Origin of the sequence: Colwellia sp. (assembly GCF_013214175.1) — a bacterium.
Lineage (GTDB): Bacteria > Pseudomonadota > Gammaproteobacteria > Enterobacterales > Alteromonadaceae > Colwellia.
The window spans coordinates 82876-99186 of the sequence record NZ_JABSPA010000007.1 but is presented as its reverse complement, the minus strand read 5'-3'; the positions used below and the strand labels follow the sequence as shown (position 1 = coordinate 99186).

The 16311-nt window shown below is 35.0% G+C and carries 16 protein-coding genes and 2 pseudogenes; 3 read left to right on the top strand and 15 right to left on the bottom strand.

Annotated features, from left to right (window positions below; all coding sequences use genetic code 11):
* Positions 1 to 29: 29 nt before the first annotated feature.
* Entirely contained in the window at positions 30 to 419 is a 390-nt protein-coding gene (locus HRT55_RS16150; protein WP_291622901.1) for a RidA family protein, read from the top strand.
* Between the two features lie 630 nt (positions 420 to 1049).
* Here HRT55_RS16150 and HRT55_RS16145 read toward each other — a convergent pair.
* The 10 genes from HRT55_RS16145 to HRT55_RS16100 all read right to left on the bottom strand — a co-directional run bounded on the left by HRT55_RS16145 (position 1050) and on the right by HRT55_RS16100 (position 9861).
* On the bottom strand, positions 1050 to 2327 hold the full coding sequence (locus HRT55_RS16145) for a tyrosine-type recombinase/integrase (protein ID WP_291622900.1): 1278 nt from the start codon (positions 2325 to 2327) through the stop codon (positions 1050 to 1052).
* Between the two features lie 349 nt (positions 2328 to 2676).
* On the bottom strand, positions 2677 to 3417 hold the full coding sequence (locus tag HRT55_RS16140) for a hypothetical protein (RefSeq protein ID WP_287204332.1): 741 nt from the start codon (positions 3415 to 3417) through the stop codon (positions 2677 to 2679).
* Between the two features lie 3 nt (positions 3418 to 3420).
* Complete coding sequence (locus HRT55_RS16135) at positions 3421 to 4200, bottom strand: AAA family ATPase (RefSeq protein ID WP_287204333.1); 780 nt, start codon at positions 4198 to 4200, stop codon at positions 3421 to 3423.
* A gap of 245 nt (positions 4201 to 4445) precedes the next feature.
* On the bottom strand, positions 4446 to 4997 hold the full coding sequence (locus HRT55_RS16130; RefSeq protein ID WP_287204331.1) for a hypothetical protein: 552 nt from the start codon (positions 4995 to 4997) through the stop codon (positions 4446 to 4448).
* A gap of 109 nt (positions 4998 to 5106) precedes the next feature.
* On the bottom strand, positions 5107 to 5943 hold the full coding sequence (locus tag HRT55_RS16125; protein ID WP_287204330.1) for a hypothetical protein: 837 nt from the start codon (positions 5941 to 5943) through the stop codon (positions 5107 to 5109).
* A gap of 115 nt (positions 5944 to 6058) precedes the next feature.
* Positions 6059 to 6256 (bottom strand): hypothetical protein, encoded by a 198-nt coding sequence (locus HRT55_RS16120; RefSeq protein ID WP_287204329.1) that lies wholly within the window; start codon positions 6254 to 6256, stop codon positions 6059 to 6061.
* Positions 6257 to 6292: 36 nt separating this feature from the next.
* Entirely contained in the window at positions 6293 to 7513 is a 1221-nt protein-coding gene (locus tag HRT55_RS16115; protein WP_287204328.1) for a protein kinase, read from the bottom strand.
* 3 nt (positions 7514 to 7516) lie between these two features.
* A complete protein-coding gene (locus HRT55_RS16110) occupies positions 7517 to 8659 on the bottom strand; it encodes an HNH endonuclease (RefSeq protein WP_287204327.1) in 1143 nt (380 codons plus the stop codon).
* A gap of 3 nt (positions 8660 to 8662) precedes the next feature.
* Positions 8663 to 9196 carry a cold shock domain-containing protein gene (locus HRT55_RS16105; RefSeq protein ID WP_287204326.1) on the bottom strand — a complete coding sequence of 178 codons (534 nt, stop codon included), beginning with the start codon at positions 9194 to 9196 and terminating at the stop codon, positions 8663 to 8665.
* A gap of 56 nt (positions 9197 to 9252) precedes the next feature.
* A complete protein-coding gene (locus HRT55_RS16100) occupies positions 9253 to 9861 on the bottom strand; it encodes a bifunctional 2-polyprenyl-6-hydroxyphenol methylase/3-demethylubiquinol 3-O-methyltransferase UbiG (RefSeq protein WP_287204325.1) in 609 nt (202 codons plus the stop codon).
* A gap of 173 nt (positions 9862 to 10034) precedes the next feature.
* On the opposite strand from HRT55_RS16100, the gene HRT55_RS16095 reads away from it, so the two are divergent.
* Positions 10035 to 10340 carry a hypothetical protein gene (locus tag HRT55_RS16095; protein WP_287204324.1) on the top strand — a complete coding sequence of 102 codons (306 nt, stop codon included), beginning with the start codon at positions 10035 to 10037 and terminating at the stop codon, positions 10338 to 10340.
* Between the two features lie 6 nt (positions 10341 to 10346).
* Here the strand turns inward: HRT55_RS16095 and HRT55_RS16090 are convergent, their stop codons facing one another.
* The 4 genes from HRT55_RS16090 to HRT55_RS16075 all read right to left on the bottom strand — a co-directional run bounded on the left by HRT55_RS16090 (position 10347) and on the right by HRT55_RS16075 (position 13780).
* A complete protein-coding gene (locus HRT55_RS16090) occupies positions 10347 to 10553 on the bottom strand; it encodes an antitoxin Xre/MbcA/ParS toxin-binding domain-containing protein (RefSeq protein ID WP_287204323.1) in 207 nt (68 codons plus the stop codon).
* Positions 10502 to 10690: a hypothetical protein gene (locus HRT55_RS16085; RefSeq protein ID WP_287204322.1), complete on the bottom strand. Its 189-nt coding sequence runs from the start codon at positions 10688 to 10690 to the stop codon at positions 10502 to 10504. The genes HRT55_RS16090 and HRT55_RS16085 overlap by 52 nt, the downstream gene beginning before the upstream one ends.
* Positions 10691 to 10760: 70 nt before the next feature.
* The gene (locus HRT55_RS16080) at positions 10761 to 12809 is read right to left on the bottom strand and encodes an ATP-dependent helicase (protein WP_287204321.1); all 2049 of its coding nucleotides are present in this window, start codon (positions 12807 to 12809) and stop codon (positions 10761 to 10763) included.
* The gene (locus HRT55_RS16075; RefSeq protein ID WP_287204320.1) at positions 12806 to 13780 is read right to left on the bottom strand and encodes a hypothetical protein; all 975 of its coding nucleotides are present in this window, start codon (positions 13778 to 13780) and stop codon (positions 12806 to 12808) included. The genes HRT55_RS16080 and HRT55_RS16075 overlap by 4 nt, the downstream gene beginning before the upstream one ends.
* Positions 13781 to 14484: 704 nt before the next feature.
* On the opposite strand from HRT55_RS16075, the pseudogene HRT55_RS16070 reads away from it, so the two are divergent.
* A pseudogene (locus HRT55_RS16070) lies at positions 14485 to 14646 on the top strand (ATP cone domain-containing protein); the annotation flags it as partial.
* A gap of 1320 nt (positions 14647 to 15966) precedes the next feature.
* Here the strand turns inward: HRT55_RS16070 and HRT55_RS20970 are convergent.
* Positions 15967 to 16134 (bottom strand): annotated as a pseudogene (locus HRT55_RS20970) (phage/plasmid replication protein); the annotation flags it as partial.
* Positions 16135 to 16311 lie beyond the last annotated feature (177 nt).

Below are 16311 nucleotides of genomic sequence, written 5' to 3'. Positions count from 1 at the left end.
ACTCATTCATTATAATATAGGAGTCTTAAATGAATAAAATCTGGAATCCAAACAGCGTACATACCCCCAAAGCAGACTATAAGCACTGTGCTTTGATAGAAAAAGGCAGTCAAATCCTCAATATTGCCGGTCAATTAGGCATCAATCCAAGTGGGGAATTATTGACTAGTGTCGAAGATCAAATTGTTCAAGCCTGGGAAAATGTTCAGGCTGTGCTAGTTGCTAACGATATGAGTCTAAAAGATCTAGTTAGCGTAAGACTTTATCTAACGGATAGAGAACATCTATCCGATTATTCAAAAGCTAAACAAAGACTCTTTGATATCAGTGGATTACCAACAACATTGATTTTTGTTACTGGGTTATTTAATCCTTTGTGGAAGGTAGAGATCGAAGCGCAGGCTGCAAATTTAAATTAGCTTGCAGCTAAAATTAAAACATATGTAACTAATTCATAAGGAACAATATAGTTGACATAAAAATGGAGTTTGTTGATCTAATTATTAAGACCGCTTTGAGGTATTTAGCGACATTTTAGTGATATTATTCACGAAATAAATTTGCAAATAAAACAGTTACAAATAAAACTTAGCACTGGCCACAATTACATGCAAGTCATTGTATTTACTTGGTTAGTTTGTTTTTGTGCAAGTCATTTTTAGGGCGTTTTTTTTAGAAGGAGCGAAAGTTTGTACTGCTTGTGGACATTACACTCAAGAGTTGAAAAACTATACTTTAAGTTCCAAAGCAGCTGAATAACCAAGAATAGTAGTAGGGCATTTTAAACAGGATTTAAAGTATTTATTTTCTAGTTATTGAAGTTTTTTGGTTGTTTAATCAACAGTTTAGCGATATTTCAGATTGTTTAAATGATACATTAATCCGCTGTACCCCCATGTTATAAAGGCTTGTACGTCAGTTTGTTTAAATATCAAACTGACGCTACGTGAATTCTGATAAACATCGGCTGTCATTACTGGTAAATAATCACGTATAACGCTGTTTTGGTTACCATCTTTGAACGATTTATAAACTACAGGGTAGAGCGGTTAATCAACTTTTCTGCGTTTTCCACTTTCCGCACGCTTCTTGTTTTCACTTTGCACATAAACTGTATCGGTAGTTGCCATGCTGGCATGACCAAGATCTTCTGAAATATCTTTAAGAGGGCGCCCACGTTCAATTTCCATACTGGCACCAGTGTGTCTTAACCAATGGGCAGAGGCTTCTTTCAATTTTTGCGCTTTGTTTTCACCTTCAGATCTACGCATATTTTCATGGGCGAGATCGAAAACACTTTGCACTATGCGGCGTAAGTGCCGGGAGGTCATGCCGCCTTGGCCACGTACTTTTTCAACAAGTACCGAATTTTCATTTCTTGATGGCAAACCCAATAAACGACGGGAAGCACGATAACGTTCTAAAAAAGGTAAAAAATCGATTGGCACGGTAATATCACGAATTTTACGGCTTTTACCAAATATTTTAAGCCACCAGTTTTCATCATCATCTTGCCAAAAGTGTCCCATAGTTGGTGACCAATTAGGTCGTTCTGATAATTCTGAAATTCTTAAAAATAGAGTTTTCAATGACGCAATTACGAATAGGTTTCGTTCAAAGTTAGGATCTTCATCAGCCATTTCAACAGCAGTATCTAAAACATATTGCCATTGGCTAGCGGTTAAACGTTTTATTTCTTTAACTTGTGAATCGATTATAAAGTGGCGGCAATCTTTTTTAGCGATTTGTGCAGGGTTACCAATACAAAAATCTTCAGCCATTAAATAGTTATAAAACACGATAAGTGCGGTGAACATTGATGAAAGTGTTTGTTGTGATGGACGGTATTTTTTCTTATCTAACACATATTCAGATTTTTGACTTTTAGGTGCTTGAATCTTAAATGGAAACCAAAGTTCATTAGCTGCTGAATAACCATTAGTTATTTTGAAGCGTTCTTGATTAGATGTGCCAATCCAAGTAACTGGTGGCTGCCAACAAAAGTCAGCATATTCAAGTAAGTCAGATTTACGTAATTGGTCGATTGGTTTTTTCTTTTCAATAAAGGACCATAAAAGAAAACGTTCAACGTCATTTCTAAATCTGTCATAAGTGTGGGTAGATTTATTTCTACCTATATAGGTGAGGAATATTTTTCCCCAGTTAAATTGTTCAAGCCACCAAGGTTCATTATCTGAAAATATTTTATCTAGCTGAGGATAATCCTCAAGATCGAAATCACATAAATCTATGTATGGTGGATATAAAGGAACAGGTTTAGTTAAGGAGCTAATTAAGGTAGCGGTCGAATCTTTAGATGATGACATTTATTTGAATACCAGATTTTAAATTCTAATGAGGAAACGTAGGCTAAAGCCAGTATATTACACTACACCCACTATGTCCAATACTGAAGAGTATCGGACATAGTGAGCTTGTATATCTGTAGGGTGGTTATCCCTGTCGTTAATTGTTAATCCAAATTAAGCACTGGATCGGATCCAGTCTTCACTGGGAATTTATCTTGTTGAATTGTTTAGTCTATTTAGTGTTTTAGCTTACTGACATTTTACCGTTTGCAAGTTAACAACTAGATCCTATTTTGCGTAACGCTACGTGCGTTAAATTTATTTTTGCGACTATTTCCCTGCAGATTTTACGTAGCGTTATTAAAAACTATTTATACTTTGAGACAATTAAAGAATAGAAAGGATGCTGGTGAATACCTTGTTCATCTAAGGCTAGCCATTCATTGATTAAGCCTTCTATATCGTCTGGAGCAAATTCGAAAGCTTTATTAAACTCCGACTCCAAAATCGAACTAAACTTTTCTCGTATACCTCGAAGACGTTTGCTATCTAAATTTAGATCCTGGCTATGCTTACTTGCTAGTCTAACGTCAATTCCTAAAGCTCCGCATGCCTGTTCGTCAACTGATATAGAACCATCTGACTCATTAAATTTAAAAATAGAAAGGTCATTAGATAATAACTCAGGAGAAATAAAATTATTTTCTACTGGTTTATCTTCTTTACGTTGACCACAGGTTAATGCAGATTTGTTTTTTTTATTAGCGCCAGTTCTTTCAGTATGATCAACCTCTTCAGTTTTTCTCGCTGTACCGCCTAAACAACCTGGAAAAAGGTTCAACCATTCAATTGCTCTATTAGGTACACCATCGCCAAATTCTGAATTATCATTACCTAATTTAGGATGAAAATGTTCAATTTGGTAGTCAAGTTTTGGTATCAGTTTATGTTCACAATAAATACATAAACCACCTGTTTTTATAAAAGCGGCCCGTTTAACTGAGTTATTAACATCACTATTAGCTTTCAACTCGTTCCAAGTTGCTAAAGGGTTTTCAGAGGTAAAATCAATGAGCTCCCTAGGTTCATCTACATTATATAAAGGCATATTTTACTGCTTATTTCTTGATTTCATCCATTTTACTCGCTTAATAGCAAGATCTGCTTCATCGAGTTTTGGCTCAGTAGAATCTGTTAGTTCATTGAGCCGTTTCCTTAATTCTAGGGCATCTTCGCCCTCGCCTTTACCATCTTCAATTAAGGCAAAGTATCTAGCTTGTAACTCAGAAACTATAGTTATTGGCCTAGCTTCAACACCTAACACTTGTAAGAGAACTCTGTTACTTTCACCACCAAAAGGAGAAGATACAAGTTCAGCCTGTTCAAATGTGCTTGAAACAATACGAATTGCTTCACCTTTTACTGTTGTTAATATTTGTGGACTATGTGTTGTGACAATGAACTGTATATTTTTAAATAAGTTAGTTAAATCGGTGAGTACTTTTTGTTGCCACCTTGGATGAAGATGTAGCTCAATTTCATCTATCAAAACTATACCACTAATATTTAATGGATTTTCACTTTTAGGATTAAGCAAGTATGCTCTTCTAACTAGATCAATGGTTAAAGCCACCATATTTCTATAGCCTTCACTCAACTGCTCTAAACTCAGTGAAATCGTTTTGTCTTCTTCATTTTTCCAAGATACAACAACATCATTTGTGTTTTTATTAAAAGAAACGTTTTCGGTTCTCACTACAATTGCTTTAACAGTAGCCTGAATTAATTGTTTAGCTGGATGAATTAACTTGTGATTCTTTTGTTCATCACGCAATTTTAGTTCATCAACTTCAATCTTGGAGAACCAATTTTTTATAACGTTATAATTAATTTTAGCGTCTAAAGCAGAGTCATAGCCGTCACCACGAGTTTCTTTTTCAAATGGATTTATAAGTACTTTACCTGTATTGGCAGATAGTGTCCTATTTGTTCCGTAATAAGCAATTAGAGGATATTCTTCATCTAGCTCTACTATCTGTCTAGCATAATCAGAAAGTGCCGCTGTACCTACCTTCGCAATACTACTTTTATTCGCTCCTTTTGTAGCTAAGTCCCAACTTAAACTTGATACTGTGTCTATAGAAACCTGTGCGGAATCAGCAACACCTTTAGAACTGACATGAATACAAGACGATCATGTGCCTCTCTCTTTTCAGCTTTTGCTATTCCAATATATACGACTTTTAAAGGAATGATTGGAGGATTGATACCAAACTCACGTAAGAATGATAAATCACAAAAGAAACATTCATTTTTATGGCCAGGAACATTGAACTCAAACGAATCAGGTGTCAGTCCGTAAGTATAAGCCCTAACTTGATTAAAGGGTAAGATCGGAGTATTAAACTCAACATTGTGATTTGTTATTTCACCTTCATTTAACTCGACTTTAATCGTAGCTGAAAATTGTCGATCTGATATTTTTTTTACGGAATCAGGAATAATCTCAAACCTAGTATGATTAACTAGGAAGTAAATTTTAAATTTGCCAAATTCTCCCTTTAAAAATAAACGATGATCTTCACTTAATTGAATTGTTCTAACACCGTCTATCAAGCCGGCTTCTTGATCCATATATTCAATATATTCCGGCTCTACAATAGTACCTGGACCTGAATCATTCTGCATAGTTTTCCCCTTATCGAGATTTTCATACGCTTATTGCTATTGCTTAAATCTTCGCTCTCGATGATGAGCCAAGTAATCTTGATGCTGCTTAGCGAGTAAAACATTCATATCAGAATGAGTCTAGGCGCTCTTCATTATCAGTAAATCTTGACTCTAGGGATAAAAAAGCACTTTTTTCGTTAACTCCTTTAATGCTGTCAAAAATTTGTAAATCGTAGCTTACATTAAAACCAATAGCCTCTTCAATGATTGGGAAAGCCCTATTTACTGCTCGTTTAAGTAAAAACTTGTCGATTTTCTCATTAAGAAAGTGTCTTGACAGTAGATGCATAAAAAAAGATGGAATCAAAATGATGTACCAATCGATAAATATAATATTTATAACTTTACCTAAAGAAAATCCTAAAACAAAAAATGATAATGTTATGTCTAAACCGTATGTGCTTCTTATTATGCTCTTTTTGAGTTTTTTATATTTTGCAATCGTTTCTCTTGACACTTTTTGTTGATGAGATGAGATAGATTTACTAATATTTAATAGTTTTTGTCTAAGTTCAAATGATGCTTGTAATGTTTCTTTAGCCTGTTCTACTGTGTCGTCCAACGTATCAAATTTCTTTTCGTTACCACCCATTACCTTGGAACTAAGCTTGTCTGATAAATCATTGAACTTTATGATTTTCTCTTCGTGGATAATGCTGGCTTGCTCTAATTCGTTTACTGTATTTGACACCTGCTGAACTTCATTGCTTGAGTTTATTAACTCGCTAATTACTTCCTCAAATATAATCCATAAATCTTTTGTGTTTTCACAGGCTTCAGCTTTCTCCAAAATAGCCTTTCCATAATCAATATGCTTGGTAAAGACTTTTAATTTTTCATCGCTATTTAGGTTTTGTGTAGTCCACATGTCCTGTAACAAATCACTATGATTTTTTTTACACATACAATTTCCCTTCGTAATTATTTTGTGGTCGAACACTCAATATCTAATAAAGTTATAAATAGCCGAATGCACAATAAATATTTGTAGTGAACTAACCTAAGTAAAGGTACTTTTTTTATGAAGATTGTTTTCTTGAAGCAAAATATTCAGCCCCTTCTTTGATGAATTCTCTAAAATTACTTTCTTCTACGGTGTTGTGTTGGCCATCATATGCATCATACTTACCTCTAAGACCGTTATAAACTGATGCTTCACAAAAAAACACAAATGAACCGTTCATAAACCGGTTAATAGGTCTTGCTAATGTTGGCAAAGCCTTTCCCTTGTATTCACCATAATCCCAACAACTTTACTCAACATAAATGCCAGGTTCAATTTCTGTCACCTCTTGAGAGATCCCTTTAAATTCGTGTGCACCTTTAATCTCAAGCGGAGAGATGTTATCTGCTTCTAATCTAAAATAATTCCAGGAGGGCTCTAAACCAAAAGATTCATATGTTAATTTTTTAGGTTTGAGTAGCTCGGCTGCTTTTTCAGATACATGTAAAGCTAACATACCGCTTTCTTTAGCCTTGGATGCGCCGAGTAAATTATGTCCACCGCCTGTAGGATAAAACATATGGCTGAGGCCTTTGACTTGCGCTATTTCATTGAGAACACCAATAATGGAGTCTATATCGGTCCAAGTTGCATTTTCAGGACTACCTAAAGGAAATAGTATTTGTTGAATCTCAAACCATTCAGTAACATTTCTTTTTTGGAAGTCATCGTTTAATTCAAACCATTCCCTCAACTGAATTATAAATTGTCCAATTGTCGGTCGTGCTGCTGAGTCATTATCAGTAGCTTGCGATAACAGTTCATCAAGTTTCGTCAAGTAAAGATTCTTATGATAGTTTTTTAACCCCAAAACACTATTTGCAATATATTGTCCATCAAAACCTCTTTCTTCCCCGGTTAGAGCAATCCAAATAGTTTTGGCGAATGAATATACATCTGCTTTAAGACCATCAGCCGAGTCAGCATACCTGCGCATTTCTGGGGCCATTGTAAATTTAGCTCCAACATCTCGCCTTTCAGGTGTTATATTTTCTCTTTTTGGGTATTTAACAAGCCCGAAATCAGTAAAATACAGGCGTTCTTCATACAACAGGATATTAGATGGTTTTATGTCTCTATGTGAAATATTCTTGTTGTGTAATGCTTCTAATGTTTTAGCTAGCGGGAGGAACCCAGCAACGATATCTAATGCACTTTTATCTTTCTGGTATTTATCGAAGTCTTCCGCAACATCCATTACAAACCAAGGAAATTCAAGCTTTGTATTTTCAGGCAAATGCGATTCTAAAAGGCTCATAACTCCGTCAATATTTAATTTTGATAGAATGTGTACCTCAGCTTTAAACCTTTTATAGGAAATAGTATCGATATTTTTAAGTATTTTCATAGCAAAATAATCATGCTCTTCATTTGATACTTTCCATACATCTCCATTACCACCTGCACCAAGCCTAGTTAGCAGTCGATATTTCCCGAATTTTGCGCCTTTTTGAATTTTAGTTCTTTTCATATTTTATTGCCTAAATTGCTTTTCACGATGGTAAGCCAAGTAATCTTGGTGTTGCTTGGCAAGCAATACATTCATATCTGAGTGTATTCCAAGTGCGTTGTATTCTTCTAGGTGATCGGATATCAATATTCGCCCCCGATCATCGAAACTGATATAACCTAAATCAAAGGCTTTATCGATGTTGGCCAGAAGCAGTAGACCATTGAATGGATCTAATCGCTCTTCATTATCTGATTTAGACCATGGCTTGATATGCGATGCGATAAGAAACGAGTAGTTTTGAAACTTAGTTACTGCGCAGCCCTGCCAATGGTTAATCAAATCTTCTCTAAATCGTCCCTGCCCAACACGAGTATTTACCATGAGGGCTTTTTGCGTATCAGGGATGGTTTTATCTAGGATGATTTCATCAATATCGTGCTGTACTTCGGCTTGTGTGATGTCGGATAAAAAGGCTTTATAGCTGTTAATGGCTGCGCTATACATGCCATTGCCACGTTTATCTTTTTCTACAAACTCCCGCACTTCATAGGTTCTACTGACGATATTTTCGTATTCCACAAACGAACCAACGGTAAGTAAACTTTGCTTGGTAACACCTGCATCGCTTAACCAATTAGGGATAGAGTTTTTCAGCGCACCGACATAATTCTTAATCGTTTTATCAGACTTACCTATGGATTTAGCCCAGCGGCCATATTGATCTTCAAGCGTATCTAGGTTTGCTGTTAACGCATTTCTCAGTATCGGCGCTGTACTTGGGCTTTTTAGGTAATCAAATAGCGCTTCATCAAGGTATGCAAAATTAACAAGCTTTCGCAAATTAGCGTCTGTCGCTGATTTGATTGAATCAAACGCTGGTTTGTTTTCACTTGATACGTCTAAATGCCAAAGCCTTGAAGACTTTAAATGATAAAACGGTAAGAACGGACTATCTGCATCATTGCCTTGCTTTAATCGCATGAAATGCCAACTGAAGCGCTTTTTTAGTGTTTCATCATAGTAAATGCGGTTATCTTGAATATGACCTTGCTCAATCAAGTCCATGACAGCAAACATCATACAAACCTTATGTGGCTTAGCCCTACCAGATGATTTGTCAGGTCTGATACTTTGAAGTTTGTCATTATAGAATGCTAGTGTCATTAGTTAAAACCTTGAATCGTTTTCACAAGGTATACCATCGTTGTCACCGTCCATTTTTGTATTAGGACAATGTTTGGTAAAGAACTCAGCTTCTGCACGAGATGTCATTTGGCTACAATGCTGTCGTCCATCACAGGTAAACTGCTGTGTAGGAGTAATCTTTGTTGGAATTGGCGTTGGTGTAAATTGTGTTTGCGGCGTTTGGTTGCTATGGCCTAAATCAACGCGTTGAAACGTGAATGCAGCTATTGCGACAATAACGGCAGCATAGATAAATTTATTGCCTGAGCGTGGTTTATAACTTTTTGATACTTTAAACGGAGAATGGGCTTTTACACCTTCGATACGAGCATTGGTCGCTCTGGATTTGCCTTTATGCTGCTCAATATCAAAGTGAATGTAATCGCCTTGTTTAGGCTTTCGGCTCATATACTTGAGCGCAGAGATATGAATAAAGGTATCGCTACTTAATTCTGAAGACTTTATAAAACCAAAACCTTTGGCATTATCCCACTTCGTTAACTGACCTCGGTACATCACAATCCTTGTTTCACTTTTAATAACGAAATAGTACCAAGGAACAATAATAAAATCTAAGACTTACGGGTAAAAACTACCGTTTCCCAAAAAACATCGATACGATTCAGTTGGTCAGTGTCGTTATCTGTGTGAAGTAATGTAAGCCCATGAGTATTAGCTTCATTAATTAAGCGAGTAGCGTTTACATCAAAGGCCTTCCTACCATCTTTGAAATCACCATGGCGTATGCTAATAATGAGCACGCCATTGTCAGATAATAAACAGCGGATACGTTTTAAACTTTGGCTTTGTTGCTCTATCGTTAGGTGCATCCATACGGCGCTAATAAGAATTAAATCGAAGGTTTCAGAAGCTAACGTTGATAATTCAGGTAAAATATCTCTCTTCCAACGTACTTTATCCCCAGTTAGCTGTACACCTCTATCCATAAGGCTTTTTGCTGGCTCTATCGCGGTAACGCATAACCCTTTATCGCTCAATGCTAATGCATCACGGCCACTACCAGCACCAATATCGAGAGCAGATTGGTAATGACTTAATGTCAGTTTAGATAGCCAGGATTGGTGAACGTTTTCAAATGAAATGGACTGGTATTGCTCAAATAACGTTGCCGTATTTTCTTCATAAAACGAGATATTTTGATTCTTGGTAAGGTTTTCCACTGACTACTCTCGTTTATATTTCGTAGTAAATTTAATAAGCGCTTTGGCTCATAGTAAGGATAAAGTTGATGACTGTAAACTCAGTAAGCTGGTTATTATATGTGATAGGAATTTAGTACCTACACTGATAATATCTACGTTATAAAGCAACCAACCAAATACGTTGTAGTCTTATGAATATTTTGTTCCTTTGCACCGCCAACATTCAACGCTCTCGAACCGCTGAAGATCACTTTAGTGAAAACTATTGTAAGCAGCATGGTACAACAGTTTGCACTACAGATTTATTAGATTGGGCTGATAGAGTTTTTGTTATGGAGCCCATGCATATAGAAAGGATTGAAGATAATGCTGGTAAACACTATTTAGACGAGGTTGAGCATCTAGAGATTGAAGACATTTATCAATATATGCAGTCTGATTTAGTCGAAAGACTCGATACTCACAAAAGGCTTCAATTTTTAAAGTATAAAGAATAATACCAGTTACGACATATCGCCTGTTGCCAAGCGGTCCAGTAAATCAAACACCTTTTCTTTTCCTACATCTGTAGTAACTAATTCAATCGCGGCTTTACCTTGGAAGAATGCTCTCTTGCTATTTAACCACTGGAACACCACGTCATCTGTTTTAAAGATATCTAATAAGCGATTATAAATATCTTCTGGTACATCAATATGGTGCTTTTCCATAAATGAATCTGCTTACCAAGGCCAAACTCTGCGTTATCACCGTTTGAAACCGATAGCTTTTCAATCACTTGTGCCGGTAATTCTATGAACAACTTACCATCTAACTCCCTAATTTGGCCTTTCAGTTTGTTTTTCATAAGTTGTCCTATGATTAATTGGTTATAACTAATCATAGGACAAACCACCAGTACTGTAAATACACACAGCTCAATGAGTGATGCTAGATAGTTTTGCTAGATATAGCTTTGAACGAGGCGAAAGTTTAACGTTAGCTTTAGGGGCCTTTATTTTTTTTGTCAGCTCATTTGCAAAAGTTATATCCATTTCAAATATGAATCGTGTAGCTTCTATTTCCTTTTTTGGAGTTGAAGACCAGCCTTTACGATTCCAATCATCTAGAAGTTTGTCTTTGGGGACAATTAAGTGTAAATGCTTAATTGCTCTAGTTATTGCAACATAAAATAGTCGTCTCTCCTCTTTAAGTTCATCATGACCTTTTGAATTCAAAGATGCTAACTCTTTCATTACTGATGGTTCGGTGTTTGATCCAGGGTATGCTTTATCTTCTAAACCAATAAGAATAACATTATCCCATTCCAACCCTTTAGAACCGTGCATGGTCGTTAGGTGGTAACGCACGTCACTTTCTAGATGTTCTTTTGGAGTGATTAAGATAGCCAATAAATCACTAATAGTAATATCAAAGGTATTCAAAATCTGCTGCATAAGACTAATACCGCGTATTTGGTCGTTTGATTCTCTGCGCAGAATTGATGACTCACTAATATTTGAAAATAAGTCTTTATCATTAATGAATTTGTACGCATCTGAAGCATCATCTTCAGCTTTAAATGACTTGTTAATCTCTTTGAGCGAATTGAAAATTTTGTAGTTAAGTCTATGTTTTAAGTCGATAGAATCTTCAATTATTTTATAAAATTGGGCTTTATCTTTTGTAATGGCCTCAGTTAACTCATTGAGCATACCTTTTGGTAATCTAAAGCCGAGTTGTTTTAGAAAGCTTTTTATTAGAGACTGAAAATTCCTAACAGGATTTACCCTATTAAAATCACCATCGACAGCTAAACACATTAGTAACGTAAATAATGTAACTTCAGGTCGGGAAACAAGTTTCTGTTGAGATGTCTTTACGCTATAAGGCAAGTTTAGTAGCTGAAGGACAATTTCTGGCTCTATAAGGTCTGCATTAGATCTTGCAATAATAGCAGTAGAATCAGTTGTAGAAGTTTTTTCACAATGCTGTAGGATTTTTAATAGATTTACTCCTTGGTGAATTGATACCTCTGTGTCAGCATTGTTAGGATGGCTTATACAAAAACTACCATTTTGATCCTTGTTTTTACTAATAACAGAGTTAGCCACATAGGCCAATTGGTGCCCATATCTAAAGGTACATGATAGGTTGTAAACTTTGCTTTCTTTAAAGTCTCTTTCAAATATTCCTTCAATAAAATCAGGACGACTGCCTCGCCATTCATAAATGCACTGGTTAACATCTCCGACAACCATCACACTTGTTCGTTCCTGAGTTATACCCTTTATTAATTCATTCTGTATGTAATTAACATCTTGATATTCATCAACAATGACTTGGCTAAATATTGGTGTTGAAAATTGATTAGAACGAAGTAATTGAACAGCTTCAATCAATGAATCATCAAAGGTTCTAAGGTTATATTGCTCTAATAATTCACAGTATTTTCTATATGAACGCTTATTGCTTGCATCGACATCTTTGTAGTTAGGGTCATTTTCTAAATCATCAGGCGTTAATTCTTCTAAGCGCCAGTTTGAAATATTTAACTCTAACTTCTCGATATCATTATTATCAACGTAACTACCTTCCATTTTATTTCCGAATAAGTAGCATTCTCTTAATAAACCTTGGTATTGAAAATCTTCTGGCCTTATAAGCGTTTTCCGTCTTATTAATTTAGATTTTTGTGCTTGGTCAATTAACTTAAGAGCATAACTGTTGAATGTTCTCACCTCTGGTGAGTATGCTAAGTTATATTTACTAATTGCAATGTTTAGTTTTTCTTGAAAGCTGATTTGTGCAGCCTTGTTGTACATTAGGATGAGTATGCTTTGAGGAGGAACACCTTTCGTGAGCAAGTTGGTTACTCGCATTATTAAAGTAGTTGTTTTACCACTACCAGGTACGGCTTTAACTAGTGCATGACCATAGAAATGATCTACTATCTTTTTTTGTTCTTTTGTTAACTTCTTACTCATGCTTCTACTACTTTATAATACTTACAGACCTTAGATTCTGTATAAGGCACACTAGTGTATTTTATTGCGCAACTAACTTGTCCATCGTCCCAACCTGAAGCATTAATACACTTTAAGCAATTGGAATAGATATTTTTTGGGTCCATTTCCTTCACTAAATTGATGATTTTTTCTGTCTTAGTACGCTTATCTAGATTAATCGACCAACAATTGTTAAGCGAAAGATCTTCTTCTGATAAATGATTAAACGATTTTACAAGTTTGTTTAAGCGCCCACTGGCACTCAAGGTCCAAGTTTCAAACTTGTTAGAGATTAAACTACAGTTTTGGTGACACTCTTGAACTGATTTTTCTTTTGCACTGAAGTTATATAATGAGATATTAATATCATTTGTTGAAAAGTCAGATTCTTGAATGTATTTAATATCATTTTCATCATTAACTGATATTTCTATGATAGGGATACCAGAAGCTATTTTTTCTTCTGTGCATTCATGCGTAACAAAAATTTCGATATAGCATTTGCTGCCATTATCTGAATTAGACAACATGACATCCGGGGTGAAGCCAGTGCTCTTATCGTATAGTTCTAAAAAGGCTTCATTAAACAAATTCCTAAGGTTGTATTTTGCTTCAACCAAATTTGTACAGCTAATGCTGTCATCATTTAAAAACGATTTCTTTTTACTCTGGCAAGTTATAGCTCTTTCTAGCATAAGAACTATAAGGTCGGTAGATTCATTAAATCTATTATAAAAAGCGTTTTTTGCTGCATTGTGAAGATAACTCTCGTAACTACAGATAGCATTGTTATGACGAAAATGATGCACGTTAACTTTACCTTTAACCGCAACCATTTCTTCACAGCAACCAGGGCAAGTGTATGAGTTATGCTTTATAACATTTGATATGTGGGTCAACACACCTGAACAATCATTTGCATAGGCGTATTGAGCAGAAGAAACTACCATTAACTACTCTTCCATGAACAATGTATTTCTATAGAAGTTAATCTTTTCATTAAACACGGATTTTATCAACGGTAATAGTTACTAAAATCGCTAATTAAGAAAGAGTCTTCACCAAGAAAAACTTCAATTAAAACAAAATAGTCAGTTGTATTTATATCAACTGCCCCCATACCTATTATTAGCTCGTTCTCACTGCGAGCATGAAAATCAGTTAAAAACCTTTCCCCAATAAATAAGGCGAACATTCTTATGGGGAAAAATTTTATAACAAACTTAAAGAACACTCTTCTATACGCATTTAAAAGCTATGCAGCTTTCAGATTGATAGGACGAGTGACCGAAATGCTAATGGGAGCTGAAGATATTAATCATCTTTATATTTCATTAGGAATTTGGTGCTTTTACTTAATAGCCAAACGGAGGCCTTTATCGATTAGCAACATTAAACAGAAAAATATAAAACCAACCGACAAAAACAGTAGTTTTAAAAAGTAAGGAAGATATATAGAAGCAATTGGAAAGTAAAATTTATTTTAACGACTTATATTAAGTCACTATTTTTAAACATTAAATTCAGGATTTATTTATTTGATTGTAATAATTAAATAAACTGATTTTTATGGGAAAGGTTATAGCCTTTTCCGACGGCAGAGCGAGTATTAGTGTAGTTTACAAACTTTGTTATAAGTGAGGATAAACTTTAATTGAATAATAAACTTTACGTTACAAAGCGTAACGGGAATAAAGAAACAATAGACCTTGAAAAAATTCACAGAGTCATTGCATGGGCTGCTGAGGGGCTCGATCAAGTTTCCGTATCACAAGTTGAATTAAAGCAACATATACAATTTTATGATGGGTTAAAGGATTTTACTTCACCCGTAGGAATAATATCATCATTAAGTCGCTTTTTTAGATACAAAAAACTACCTAGTCGATTGTTAGTTGTTATTAAAGCCGTAAAAGACTACTTGTTCAATATTGGACGTAAAACCGAACATGTAGATATTTCAATTACATATCAAAAACTACTACAATTGCGTCTCCAATGCAGATCTCCTCCCTTGGAGTACTAAGTGAATTTGATCTCCTTTTGACAACCTCCAATGATTCCCCCCCTTTTAAACTTACCAATTTAACCTAGACATTATTAGCATTTGTATATATTGTATTTATATACCTGCGATTTCTCGCAGCCCTAGCTATGTATGAATTTCTTAGCCTGGAGTTGAAGATCTAGTCGTTAACTTGCAAACGCTATGAAGATCTAGCTGTTAGCTTGGAAATCCTAGAAAATGATCTTTGCAAAATCCACGTAACCTCTTGAATATAAAAAGCACAAGATCTAGTTCTTAACTTGGATTAACATAATCAGATGAAGTAAAGTTTATTAATGGCATCCGATCACCATTTAATTATACCAATCTATTGATACCAAAAAACCAATTAACTTTCTCCAGGTAAAAACAAATAAGTACTAAAGTAAGTTACCGGCTTAATGCCAGGATAAAACTTTGCTAGCATTTAGTTTAGCTAGGAACAATCACTGATTTCTATTTTGGTACCATTTAGCTTTCATCAACTTGGCGTTCGTACTTGGCCAATTAATTATCAAGGTACCAAAACAAAAAATACCTCCGTGTAGAAAAGTACAATATTGGTTAGACATAATAAACTCCAATTAAGTTTTTTTTGTTTAGAAGTTACGCAAAGCTATAACTTTGCCTAACTTCTATTACTTTTGACGACTCTGAGTTATGTAATAACTTATTTTTTTATTATTGGGTTGATACAGCAACATTATTTTTTTCTTCTGAACACCTTTCAATCATCTTATTTTGCAAGAATTAATAAGTGGATTAATCGTTCGTTTTTTAATAAATGTCTGCATAAGATGATTGCCATAAACTATTACGTTCACTTCTCATAAGAGTCATTTCTCCAGATGCATCTATTTTCCCTTGAATTCATTAGCTAGCTTCTGAAGTCTTTGAACATCATTATGGCCAACATCAATACTCATAACCTGAGTTTATTGAAAACCGTTACCATCTAAAAATGGATTGGTAAAAATATTTTATGGTTAAACTTTGATGGATCATTTCGCCATGGCTCTGACTTAATAACGTGCATTATGTAAACTGCTTAAAAAACATTATGTATTTATGTTTTTATTCTTATCAATTTTATGAAACTAAACGTAAAACTTTCGGCTGTCTATACCAACTAGGCGCTGACAAAACTGAAACTTCAATTACTTTTCGTTGGATTAAAACCGGAGGCATTCGAGTAACATCAAATGGCGAAGTAATATCTAATCCAATTTTATTTAAACGTGATTTATGTCTAAGCCATTGAGAGCGACCAAATTGGCTGTGAAGTGATTGCTATATACAAGTGCCCTACTTTTCCACGGCCATACTTTGGCTAGATAAGCCTCTAAGAAAGTGTTTAACATTTCCTTTACTAACATCATGATTTTTAGTCCAATCAGATACTGTAATTACAGCCCCATTCGGTCATCACACGCA